This window comes from Acinetobacter cumulans, from assembly GCF_003024525.3.
Lineage (GTDB): Bacteria > Pseudomonadota > Gammaproteobacteria > Pseudomonadales > Moraxellaceae > Acinetobacter > Acinetobacter cumulans.
In genome coordinates, this window is record NZ_CP035934.2 from 1780042 (window position 1) to 1791854 (window position 11813).

At 41.2% G+C, this 11813-nt stretch carries 10 protein-coding genes; 5 read left to right on the forward strand and 5 right to left on the reverse strand.

All coding sequences use genetic code 11. The features are described from left to right. Positions 1-68 precede the first annotated feature (68 nt). Positions 69-1856 carry an acyl-CoA dehydrogenase gene (locus tag C9E88_RS08475; protein ID WP_106984331.1) on the reverse strand — a complete coding sequence of 596 codons (1788 nt, stop codon included), beginning with the start codon at positions 1854-1856 and terminating at the stop codon, positions 69-71. Positions 1857-1957: 101 nt separating this feature from the next. Between C9E88_RS08475 and C9E88_RS08480 the strand changes: the two genes are divergently transcribed. Next, positions 1958-2944: a GlxA family transcriptional regulator gene (locus C9E88_RS08480; RefSeq protein ID WP_106984430.1), complete on the forward strand. Its 987-nt coding sequence runs from the start codon at positions 1958-1960 to the stop codon at positions 2942-2944. A 144-nt stretch (positions 2945-3088) separates the two neighbouring features. Here C9E88_RS08480 and C9E88_RS08485 read toward each other — a convergent pair whose 3' ends face one another. The 4 genes from C9E88_RS08485 to C9E88_RS08500 all read right to left on the reverse strand — a co-directional run bounded on the left by C9E88_RS08485 (position 3089) and on the right by C9E88_RS08500 (position 7150). Further along, positions 3089-4171 carry an amidohydrolase family protein gene (locus C9E88_RS08485; protein WP_106984330.1) on the reverse strand — a complete coding sequence of 361 codons (1083 nt, stop codon included), beginning with the start codon at positions 4169-4171 and terminating at the stop codon, positions 3089-3091. A 122-nt stretch (positions 4172-4293) separates the two neighbouring features. Beyond that, positions 4294-5496, reverse strand: a complete 1203-nt coding sequence (locus tag C9E88_RS08490) for an OmpP1/FadL family transporter (RefSeq protein ID WP_425267156.1) — start codon at positions 5494-5496, stop codon at positions 4294-4296. Positions 5497-5609: 113 nt separating this feature from the next. Then, the gene (locus C9E88_RS08495) at positions 5610-6095 is read right to left on the reverse strand and encodes an SRPBCC family protein (RefSeq protein WP_106984328.1); all 486 of its coding nucleotides are present in this window, start codon (positions 6093-6095) and stop codon (positions 5610-5612) included. 98 nt (positions 6096-6193) lie between these two features. Further along, entirely contained in the window at positions 6194-7150 is a 957-nt protein-coding gene (locus C9E88_RS08500) for a fumarylacetoacetate hydrolase family protein (protein WP_106984327.1), read from the reverse strand. A 157-nt stretch (positions 7151-7307) separates the two neighbouring features. Here C9E88_RS08500 and C9E88_RS08505 point away from each other — a divergent pair, with 157 nt between their 5' ends. From C9E88_RS08505 to C9E88_RS08520, 4 genes are all read left to right on the forward strand, one after another. Beyond that, complete coding sequence (locus C9E88_RS08505) at positions 7308-8189, forward strand: alpha/beta hydrolase (RefSeq protein WP_106984326.1); 882 nt, start codon at positions 7308-7310, stop codon at positions 8187-8189. Between the two features lies 1 nt (position 8190). Then, a complete protein-coding gene (locus C9E88_RS08510; RefSeq protein WP_106984325.1) occupies positions 8191-9171 on the forward strand; it encodes a VOC family protein in 981 nt (326 codons plus the stop codon). Positions 9172-9256: 85 nt separating this feature from the next. After that, positions 9257-11002: a bifunctional 3-(3-hydroxy-phenyl)propionate/3-hydroxycinnamic acid hydroxylase MhpA gene (gene mhpA, locus C9E88_RS08515; protein ID WP_106984324.1), complete on the forward strand. Its 1746-nt coding sequence runs from the start codon at positions 9257-9259 to the stop codon at positions 11000-11002. Further along, on the forward strand, positions 10999-11781 hold the full coding sequence (locus C9E88_RS08520; RefSeq protein WP_106984323.1) for a 2-keto-4-pentenoate hydratase: 783 nt from the start codon (positions 10999-11001) through the stop codon (positions 11779-11781). Before mhpA ends, C9E88_RS08520 begins: the two co-directional genes overlap by 4 nt. Positions 11782-11813: the final 32 nt, after the last annotated feature.

Below are 11813 nucleotides of genomic sequence, written 5' to 3' on the forward strand. Positions count from 1 at the left end.
CTTATTTTTCATTTAACTCAATGCATTTACATATACGAAGTGGCAAAAATCCACTGCAAATATCTACATTAGAACCAATCAATCTGCATATTTGAACAAGTCATATCAAACTGTATGAGTAATTTTGCATAATGCTCAATTTCTGGTAATTCCCACTGTATATAATATTGTGCAGCCTGTAACTTACCCTTAAGGAAGCTAATATCTTCATGATTTTCAGATTGTCCATAAGTCATAAGTGCCTTATTACTCATTTCTAACCAAAGCCATGCCACAATCACTCGGCCCATTATTTCTAAAAATAGTGCTGAGTTTGCCAATGTTTCATTCACTTTGCCTTCGTGTAAAGATTGCCCCAAAACAGCAATTGTTTGTTGTAGCGTATTTAAATGCACTTTGAATATTTTGGCCAAAAGTGCAACTTCTTCAGAGGTAGATGCCTCCAAAGTTTGCTGAATACGTTGAAGCAATAACTCTAGGCCAAGACGATGATGTTGCCAAAGTTTTCGGCCCAATAAATCTAAAGACTGTATACCAAAAGTGCCTTCATGAATCGGATTGAGACGATTATCTCGATAGCACTGCTCTACAGGGTATTCACGAGTATAGCCTGCACCACCCAGCACTTGAATGGCTAAATCATTGGCTTTTGGCCCGTATGCAGAAGGAAACGATTTGACTACTGGTGTAATCAGGTCTAATAAAATGGCACTGTCTTCATTGCCATTGGCTTGGTGTTCATCAATTAAACGTGCAGCAAATAAACACAGCGCAAGCGAGCCTTCAACATAGCTCTTTTGGGCCAATAGCATACGCTTTACATCCGCATGTTCAATAATATTAACTGGTTTTGAGTGGCTAGTTTTATCTGTAGGTAAGCGTCCTTGCGGTCGATTTTTAGCATAGGTTAAAGATTCTAAATAACCACGATAACCAATCATGGATGCGCCAAGTGCAACACCGACTCGGGCTTCATTCATCATTTTGAACATGTACTTAAGGCCATGGCCAGCCTCACCAATTAAATAGCCAACACAATCATCATTTTCACCAAAACTTAATACGGTTGAAGTTGTGCCACGGTAGCCCATTTTATGCAGTAAGCCTGCTAAATTAACATCATTGGCTTCGGCTAATGTGCCATCGGCATGTGTGCGAATTTTTGGCACAATAAATAGAGAAATGCCTTTGGTCCCACTAGGTGCATCTTGAATACGTGCAAGTACGAGGTGCACTATATTTTCAGTAATGTCTTGATCTCCACCAGAGATAAACATTTTTTGACCTTTAATTTTAAAGGTACCATCTTCCTGTGGAATTGCCTTGGTGCTTAAATCACCTAAAGAAGAACCTACATCTGGCTCAGTGAGCGCCATAGTGCCTGAAAAACGACCATTCAGCATGGAGGGTAAAAACATTGCTTTTTGTTCTTCTGTTGCAAAGGCATGAATTACATTGGCCGCCGCCGAAGTTAAAAAGCAATAGGCCACAGTCGAAGGGTTCGCTGACATAAAAAAAGCATTACAGGCCATGTTTAAAAGCGTAGGTAACTGCATACCACCATCAGCATAATCATGTTGTGCGCATAATAAGCCCGCATCGGCAAATTGTTTCCATGCAATTTTAACTTCATCAATGGTAGTAACTTTTTTACCATCAAATGTGGGTTCATGATGGTCTGCTTTTGCATTATGCGGTGCAAAAAAGTCTAAGGCGATGCCATGTGCTGTATCTAATATACTGTTAAAAGAGCTTCTATCATGATCTTGATAGCGCGGAAATTCTGTTAATTGCTCGGCATTAAATACCTGATATAAAAGAAAGTCCAAATCTTTAAGCTGAATTAAAGGCCCCATGTGCATCATCCTGAATCGTATTGTATATACAAAGATTAGCAGTTGAATTTTAATTTGAGGATTGTCAATATTGACATCTATGGATGAAAAAACGACAAGATATGATCAAAATAGCCGTATTAGGATTTAATGGCGCCTTGGCATCAGCCATTACAGGCATTGTTGATATGCTGAGCTTAGTCGGTGTCAGTTGGCAAAGAATACAAAATATCCCTGTACATTCTTTATTTCAGGTGAAAATTTCTAGCCCCAATGGGCAACCCTTGGATTGCATTAATGGTATGCACATTGCGGTTAAACATAGTTATGCCGATGTGATGGATGCGGATGTATTTATTGTACCAACCATTGGCCGAGAAATTATCCAAACCCTAGAAGCCAATACGGCGCTCATAACGTATTTAAAAAACATTCCAACACCTCAAAAAAGTATTGCTGCCAACTGCACAGGCAATTTTTTTCTAGCAGAAGCAGGCTTACTGGATGGGAAAACTGCGACCACCCATTGGGGCTATGCTGAGTTTTTTAGCCATCGTTATCCTTTAGTCCATTTAAATAGGAACTTACTTATTAGCCGAGATGGTGAAATTTATTGTGCAGGCGGGGGCTTAGCTTGGTTTGATTTAGCCTTACATTTAACTGAGCGTTTTTATGGAATAGAAACAGCGATACAGACAGCAAAGGCTTTTGTTTACCATCGAGACGCTTTGCAAACTTCTTATTCTTTACTCAATATTGCCAAAGCGCATCAAGATCAGTTGGTTAAAAAAGTACAAATTTATTTGTCTGATCACTTAAAGCAAGAACTCAACTTTGATGACGTTGCAATGAAGTTTAATGTGACCAACCGTACCTTGATTCGTCACTTTAATACGGCACTTGGGCTTTCTCCACATCAGTACTTATTGGCTTTACGGATAGAAGCTGCACGTAAATACCTTGAGGAAACACAACATTCTATAGAGCAAATAATGCAACACGTCGGCTACAGCGATGCCAGCTCATTTAGACGATTATTTAGAAAAAAGACAGGTTTAACACCTGTTGAATATCGCAGACATTTTAGTCGACAAATTATACATCGCTAATATGATGATGCATGTTATGGATGATTAGCACAACCTGTTCATAGAAATAAATAAACTTCTCGCTTAAGCGACAACAGCAAATCACACATTGAGTCATAGACCACAACATTTAACGCAATGTGTGATTGAAATAAATCCATATTTTTATTTTTTTCGTATATTTTCACCCATTTTAAGCACAGGTTTCATCATGCTGTGTTTAAAGCGGGTGGCAAAATTAGCCGATGAAAACTGTTTTAATTCAGGAATATTTTGTTCTTGCCCAATTCTAAATTGCGGAAATAAACTCAGTGCATTATTACGCAGTATTTGATGTTTCATATCTGCATCAAATACTTTCAGCTCATCAAAATTTTGTTTTTGAATGATCGACAATTGCTTAGGTGCAAAAGGAAAATCACTGCCAAAAAGAATATGACTTGGGTCGACCAACTCACTCAGTGCTGCCATAGCATAAGGTGATGGTGACAGCGCCGTATCAAAATAAAAACGGTGGATATAGTGTAAAAAGCCTTGTGGGGTCTTTTCCGCCATTTCCGGCATCATATTGCAAAGTGAGACGCGCCAAGCCACATAAGGTAGGAAACCTCCAGCGTGTGCCAAGATCCAATTAATTTTTGGAAAGCGTTCTAATACGCCAGAAGCAACCAGATTGACCGAAGCACGTGTGGTATCGCATAAAAATTCTAAAATAAAACCGGGAATATTCAAATTGACTTGATTACTCGAATCATGAATATTGGGGTGAATAAATACCGTCGCACTGCGTTCATTCAGCACATGCATCAACTCTTCAAGTTGTGCATCTCCCAAAAAAATACCTTCAGTACTGCCCAAAAGCACAATACCATCGGCTTTCAGTACATCTAAGGCATACTCCGCTTCTTTGCAGGATTGCTCGGTAAAAGGCATTGGCAAGGTTGCAAATGAACCAAAACGGCTTGGGTATTTTACTTTTAGCTCTGCAGAAAACTCATTACAAGCACGGGCAAGATCACATGCTTCATCAAGATTGCCAAAATACACCCCAGGTGCAGACAAAGAGGTGATCGCTGTTTGTGTGCCAATCAAGTTCATTGCCTCCAATGAACGTTTAGCATTCCAAGGCGGTAAAGGTGCACCCGCGACTTTATCGATGCCATGTTTTTGCATAGCTGCAGTAAAAGCAGGCGGGATCACATGATGATGCACGTCAATATTCAAATTATGTTCAGGTATTTTTGACATTGGATGTCCTTATCTTTTTGATTGCAACCGTGCAGGCATTTTAAATTTCGTTTTGAATACGATGGAAATAAAAGAGGATGTGTTGCAGTGAAATTACAAGCACATCCTTTATTTTGAATGCTTTAGAAGCGATAGCCCATTTTCAGCATATAGCCAATTGCGGTGTTATCGGAGTAATCAGCAACTTTGGCAATTTCTTCCATTCCTGGAATAACGAAAGAAGATGAATGGCCAACAGCATCACCAAGCCAGAAATATTTCACACCACCTTGTAAAAAGTAATTCGGTGCTGGATTGAATTGCAGTCCTAATCCCACAGCTTTGTATCCTTCAATTGGTCCAAGCAGGGATGCAGGATTGCCTGCGCCGCTGTCCCATGCAGCATTCACAACGCCTGACCATTGATCATTAAATTTTCGTGCAAGGCCGACATCGACAGAAATTTGGTCTTTATCGTATTGCACCAACTTCAAGTCATGACCCATTGCAAGCGCAGTCACCGCACCAAATTGATAGGGCTGAATATCAAATTTTTTCCAATTGACCCAACGCGTGTTGGCATAAATGACTGTATTTGGATTAATGGCCGTACGAATATCTAAATTGACCGATTGAGGCGTGGTGGTTTCACTTTGCTGTTGACCGACCAAAGCAATTAGTGCCAGAGGAACAGTCGCTGGAAATTCTTCAACTGATTGTGCCTTATGGTTTATTTCAGAGCGGTAAGTCAGTGAAGCTAAAAAATGTATTTCAGGAATACGATAAGCTGCACCAGCTAACCAACCGATCGCATGGTCTTCACTGGTGCTTTGCTTATAACCTTGCAGTGTACTAAATGCGTTGCCGTGTAATTCAACATTTCCCTTAATGGTTTGGTAAACAGGTGCAGCGTAAAAATTCCAGTTTTGATTGGGCTGATAACCAAGTAAGAAGGATAAATTCTGAGTTTTAACTTCTGCTGAAGTGTCGCCATTTGGCCCGCTAAATGTGCCATTCGTACGTTGCGGATATCCAATATCCGCCCCAAAAGGCTGATCATAAATCAGACCAAAAGAAAACTGCGGGGTGAGCTGTAATTTCAGTGCCGCATTATAGTAGGTGCTTGAATTGGTAAATTGTCCTGTATCCGTATCTGTCCCTGGAATGGCATACATCGGGCGAATTTTTCCTGAAACATCTGCATCCAGTACAGCAAGGGATGCTTCAGCATAGTTTCCGTCTTGTAAAAAGGCACTGATAGATTGTCCTGCACGATCCAGCGCAGCCGCATGTACTGTCGACATACCCGCACATAAGATTGCAATCGAGAGCGATGTTTTATTCATGTTTTTCATCATTTTATTTCCTTATTCTCTTTCCGTTGAGTGATGCACATTGTTATTGCTTATTTTTTTAAATCTTTTTATTCATTGAGTTTTTGAGCGTATTCTGTCCATCTTCAAATGCTTAATTGTTTTTGGATAATGCCAACCTCAATTGCATGAAATTTTCGAATTTCTGTTTCGGCAAACTTTGCAATGACTTTATGAATCAGTGGCACAGATATATCTAATTTCCATTCTTGCTGAATTTTGATGTTGTTCTGTGCTTCAAGCAGTTTGGTCTTAAAAGTGACAATCCCTGGAAGATTGGCTTTGAGTGAAGACTCAGAACTGAGTTTTTCCAAATCCCAAAGGTCATTGCGCTGTAAACGAAATGCGCCTTTTAACAGCTTGCGAATGATGTCAGGGATGTCTAAATCCAAATTGTAAGCACGTTCTAAGCGATAGTTTTGCCCTGAAATTTCTGAAAGCTGAATATCTAATTCAGTACAGGGAATGCGCTGACAAATATCTTCGTGAAAAGCAGGGCTTTTAAATTTTTGCTTGGCCTGCGTGATATTGATATCACGCAGTTCAGACTCAATTGTGAAAAAATAATCCATTATGTTTTCCTTGATGTGATGCAGTTAAAACAATAAATATCCTTAAAATTTCAACATCGACTTTCCAATGAACTATGTTCAAGGGTTAAGGCTTTTCTTTAAGCAATACGATGCTTTTGTCGTCCCAAATCAATCTTGCCATCTGCGCTTTGAATCGATGATTCAACTTCATCGCCAATGCACAGGTATCGGCCATTACTTTTTTGTTTTTGAATAAAAATTTGCCATTTCTTTTGTTCAGGCAGAAGAGCAGAAACTTTGACTAAAAGCGGTGAAGGGATTGACAGCGCACAGCCTGAAGGTGTCCCGGTCATCAGTACATCGCCGGCATTAAAGTTCACAAACTGCGACATTTCTGACAAAGTTTCGGCAGGTTTGTACACCATATTGCGGGTGGAGTCTTGCTGACGAGTCTGCTGATTGACTTTTAAACTCAGTTCAAGCTGGTCTAAGTAATGCATTTCATCTGGTGCTAATAAGCACAGCACAGGACCAAGCGGGCAGAATGTGCGATAGCTTTTACCTTTGTAAAATTGGGTTTCTGGAATTTGCACATCGCGTGCAGAAATGTCATTGCCAATACAGATACCTGCCACATAGTCATGCAAGTTATATGCATTCACGTTAATTTCCGTGTTGATGTCTTGTTTCAGCACCAAGCACAGTTCGATTTCATAGTCCAAAAGCTGTACATGTTTGGACTTAATAATTTCACCTGTAGGCACATGAATTGAGGCACTGGATTTGGTGAAAAACATATTAAATTTTTTGGCATCGGGGTCCATGCCTGAATCAATCATGTGCTGACGGTAGTTTGCACCTTGGCAAATAATTTTTTGATTGGAGGTGATTGGACTAAGCCATTGCACAGCCGATGGGTCAATTGGTGCAGCCATGTCGATGTGAGTACGAATATGATCTAAACCCAATTTGATTAAATCACCTGTGCTAGAGATTTGTTGTAATTCAGGCTTTAAGGCAAAGTAAGCGCTGTCTACTTGCACGCCCCAAAAGCTTACATTTTTATGCATATAACGAACGATATTGAGAGCCATTTTTTATACTTTTTGCATCTTTATTGAACACCAATGTATAAAATATAAATCAAACGATCAATTAAAATTTACAAAATATTTTAAATAACACTTATTGCAAAATTGAACACCATTGTTCAATATGTTTGTAAATTAAACGATTCAAGGGCACAACAAGATGGATTTACAAACAATAAAAGGGCTTAAAAGTTATTTTGTGGAATTTGGCACACGTAAAGTGTTTGTCAGTGAAGCAGGTGAAGGCTTCCCCATTTTGATGCTGCATGGTGGCGGTGCAGGTGCTACAGGCTTATCTAATTATTCAAAAAATATTGAATATTTAGCCCAGCATTTCCGTGTCATTGTGCCGGATATGCAAGGTTATGGTCAGTCTACAAAAGGCGTAAAACGTTCAGATCCTTTTGGTGATTTGGCCGAAGTGATGCTGGGTTTGCTCGATCAAATGAAAATTCCGCAGATTCATATTGTCGGTAATTCACTTGGTGGCGCATGTGCTTTACGCATGGCATTAGAAGCGCCTGAACGTGTGACTGCTTTGGTTCTTATGGGACCGGGAGGCATCAATACCACACGTGGATTGCCCACCAAAGGTCTACAGCACTTATTAAATTATTATGGTGGTGAAGGGCCATCGCGTGAAAAGTTAAGAACCTTTATTCGTGAATATTTGGTTTATGACGGTTCACAAGTATCGGAAGACTTAATTGAACTGCGCTATCAAGCCAGTATTGACCCTGAAGTGATTGCATCACCGCCTTTACAGCGTCCTAATGGTTTAAAAGGCGCAATCCGTATGGATTTCACCCGTGACCCGCGTTTAAAACGCTGTAATACGCCGACCTTGGTGCTGTGGGGCTCAGATGACAAAGTGAATCGTCCAAGCGGTGGCGAAACTTTACGTCAAACCATGAAACATTGTGACCTGTACTATTTTGCACAAACAGGACATTGGGTGCAGTGGGAACGTGCCGAACAGTTTAATGCGGTGACCTGTAGTTATTTGCAAATACAGACCCCAAGTACATTCTCAGGAGCTTGATATGAATATCTTTGGTCAGGTCAAAATCGGCTATTTGATTGCAGAATCGAATAAGTTTGATGAGTGGATTGATTTTGCTCAAAAATGTTTAGGATTGGCGTTGTCTGAACGTACTGAACAAAGTCTGAGTTTTCGTATTGATGATTATCAAAAACGCTTGATGATTATCAAAGGCGTACAGGAAGATGTGACGCATTTAGGGGTACAGCTTGCAGATGACGCCGTACTGAATGAAGTATTACAGCGTTTTGATACCCGAGGCATTCGCTATCAGCAAGGCAGTGCTGAGGATGCGGCATTTCGTGGCGTCAAAGCCTTTTGGTTTATCCGTGGCCCTAAAGACATTCAACTTGAAATTTTTGTAGATGAAATTCGTAGTGATGCGCCTTTAGACACCAAAGTCAGCGGTTTTTATACCGATGCCAGCGGAATGGGGCATGTTGCACTGACCACACGTAAGCCTGAAAAAATGATTCGGTTTTGGCAGGAATTTTTTGATGCACGTTTAACCGACAGCGTTGAACAAAAAATCAATGGGGTGATTTTAGATGTCAGCTTCCTGCGTTTAAATGAACGTCATCATTCTGTGGCGGTGGCACGTACACGAGGCAATGTACAGCTCGATCCAATCCGCATCCGTGTTCAGCATGTCAATTTTCAGGTCTTGGAATTAGAAGATGTGAATGCATCTTACCAACGCTGTAAGGACTATGGCTTTAATGTGGTTTGGGATGTCGGATTACATACCAATGACCGTGAAATTTCATTTTATGTGGCAAGTCCATCCGACTTTGAAATTGAACTGGGGTGGAACCCCATCAAGATTGATGAACAGACATGGAAACCGACCAAATACACCTCCATTAGTGTGTGGGGGCATAAACCACGTAAAGCCACGCCGTTACATGGCATTTTGCATGAATTTGGCAATGTGCAACGTGGCTTAAAATCCTTAAAACGTGACGAATATTCTCCGATTTAAGTCCTAAAACAAAGCTTAAAAAAAATCGGAAAAGTTTGAAAAAAGCTTTTCCTAGGAAAACTCCGCCTGAAAAAAGGTAAATACAATGAAACCGACAAAAAAAACAGCAGATAAAATGATTGATGTGGTGATTTCAGGACTTGGCCCAACGGGTTTGGTTTTGGCACATATTTTAGGACAACGTGGTCATCAGGTGCTGGTACTAGAACGTGAGCCAGTATTCTATGGCAATGCCCGTGCGGTATATACCGATGATGAATGCATGCGTATTTTCCAGTCGATTGGCATGGCGAATGAAGTACATAAAGACATGCTTGTCGATACACCTGTGCAGTTAACCCGCCGTGATGGTACGGTGATGTCGCAATATAAACCGCTACAGCGCCCGAATGGCTGGCCAATCATTAACTTCTTTTATCAGCCATATTTGGAAACCTCGCTGACCAAAGGTTTAGAAAAATATCCAAATGTGCAAATTTGCCGTGGTCGTGAACTGATTAATTTTAGCCAAACTGCAGATCATGTGCGTGTGACTCACCAAGCCACACAGCAATATCGTTTCAGTGACAGTCATGGCGGAAAAGCCGAAGCGGAAGGTGATTTAGATCTGCAAGAACTGACAGCACGCTATTTGATTGGTGCTGATGGTGGACGCAGTACGGTACGCGCCAAACTTGCCATTGAAATGACAGGAAAGAACTTCCCTGAACCGTGGCTGGTGGTCGATTTACAGCAAAAAGACCGCAATAAAGGCCTCAGACATTTGCCTTATTTTAATTTTGTTGTCGATCCCGATTTACCTGTGGTGAGCTGTGTACAGCCGGACGGTTTTCATCGCTTTGAATTTATGCTGAAAAAAGGTCAAACTGCTGAATATATGGAACGACCTGAAACCGTACGTGAACTGCTCAGCAAATACGTCAATCCTGATGATTTTGAAGTGAAACGGAAATTGGTTTATACCTTCAATGCTTTGGTGGCGAATCAATGGCGTGCAGGGCGTGTATTCCTTGCGGGTGATGCTGCACACATGACACCACAATTTATGGGGCAAGGCGCAAGTTCAGGCATCCGAGATGCACATAATTTGGGCTGGAAACTCAGTGAAGTGTTAAATGGTCGTGCCTGTGATCGTTTACTCGATAGTTATGAAAATGAACGCCGTTTACATGCCAAAGCCATGATTGATTCCTCGGTATTATTAAAAGATATCGTCTCGATGACCCATCCGATTAAATCTAAACTGCGTGATACGGTGATGAAAACTGTACAGGCAGTGCCTGCATTAAGGCAATGGATGGACAATGGCGCGTTTAAACCAACGCCAGTCTATGCCAAAGGTCAATATTTAGGTTTGGCGCGTCCGAAGCGTTATTCACCTGAAGGGAGTTTAGCGCCACAGCCTACGGTGCGAGATACCCACGGCAAACGCGTCTTGCTGGATGATATTTTAGATAATCGTTATGCCTTGATTGGGCTCAATTGTGATCCAACGGCAAGCTTGTCTGCCGATGCAAAAAAAATTCTTGCAGATTTGAATACCAAATCATTACTGATCTATAGCTACGCCACTCGTCCACAAGGCTTAACTGTGCGTAATTTTAATAAGGACTTACAGGAAGTCGAAGATATTGAGCAAGCTTTTGCACAGTGGATGAAAAAATCAGCATCACATAAGGATCAAAGTATTGTACTGCTTCGACCTGATCATTTTGTTTTTGTACTGGTATCACCTGAACAATTGAATATGGCGGTTCATCAGTTGAAATTACAGCTGGATATACCGACGCAAAAAGCAGCCCAAATGCCAAAGCAGGAGTTATTGGCATGACGGACAATAAATTTTATGAAGCTGCCCAAGCCATTCGACAGGCACGTGAAACAGGACAAGCGATTGCCCGTATTTCGGAAAACTTTAACATTCGAAATATGCAAGAAGCATACGCTGTGGCTTGGCTGAATACGGAAACGAATATCGCCAATGGCAAACGCATCGTAGGCAAAAAAATTGGTCTGACTTCAAAAGCCGTACAGACCCAACTCGGTGTAGATCAACCTGATTTCGGCATGCTTTTCGATGATATGAAATATCTGGATCAAGACCAAATTCCAAGTGCTCGGCTGCTTCAACCCAAGGCAGAAGCAGAAGTGGCCTTTATTGTAGCCAAAGACTTGCCAGTACATCGCCCATCATGGACTGAATTTTTGAGTTGTATGGGGCATGCTTTAGCCGCCATCGAAATTGTCGACAGTGTGATTGAGAATTGGAATATCAGCTTGGCAGATACCATTGCTGATAATGCTTCCTGTGGGTTGTATGTCTTGTCTCAGCAACCCATTGCACTGACGGATGTCAATTTTGTCGAATTACCCATGCAGCTGCTTAAAAATGGTGAAGTAGTTTCTACTGGGCAAGGTTCAGCTTGTTTAGGCAATCCATTACGTGCTGCTTGGTGGTTGGCCTGTACCATGGCTGAACAAGGACAAAGCCTGAAAGCAGGTGAAGTGATTCTCTCGGGTGCTTTAGGGCCAATGGTTAGCATACAAAAAGGCGATGTGCTTGAAGCACAGATCGGTGCATTAGGCACGGTTCGTTGTGAATTGATCTAAAACGCTGAAAAAACATCTATCAAAATACATAT

Coding starts and splice junctions, on each gene's coding strand:
- C9E88_RS08520 (WP_106984323.1), top strand. CDS start 10,999: ATGACGGACAATAAATTTTATGAAGCTGCCCAAGCCATTCGACAGGCA.
- C9E88_RS08500 (WP_106984327.1), bottom strand. CDS start 7,150: ATGGCTCTCAATATCGTTCGTTATATGCATAAAAATGTAAGCTTTTGG.
- mhpA (WP_106984324.1), top strand. CDS start 9,257: ATGAAACCGACAAAAAAAACAGCAGATAAAATGATTGATGTGGTGATT.
- C9E88_RS08505 (WP_106984326.1), top strand. CDS start 7,308: ATGGATTTACAAACAATAAAAGGGCTTAAAAGTTATTTTGTGGAATTT.
- C9E88_RS08475 (WP_106984331.1), bottom strand. CDS start 1,856: ATGGGGCCTTTAATTCAGCTTAAAGATTTGGACTTTCTTTTATATCAG.
- C9E88_RS08510 (WP_106984325.1), top strand. CDS start 8,191: ATGAATATCTTTGGTCAGGTCAAAATCGGCTATTTGATTGCAGAATCG.
- C9E88_RS08485 (WP_106984330.1), bottom strand. CDS start 4,171: ATGTCAAAAATACCTGAACATAATTTGAATATTGACGTGCATCATCAT.
- C9E88_RS08490 (WP_425267156.1), bottom strand. CDS start 5,496: ATGAATAAAACATCGCTCTCGATTGCAATCTTATGTGCGGGTATGTCG.
- C9E88_RS08480 (WP_106984430.1), top strand. CDS start 1,958: ATGATCAAAATAGCCGTATTAGGATTTAATGGCGCCTTGGCATCAGCC.
- C9E88_RS08495 (WP_106984328.1), bottom strand. CDS start 6,095: ATGGATTATTTTTTCACAATTGAGTCTGAACTGCGTGATATCAATATC.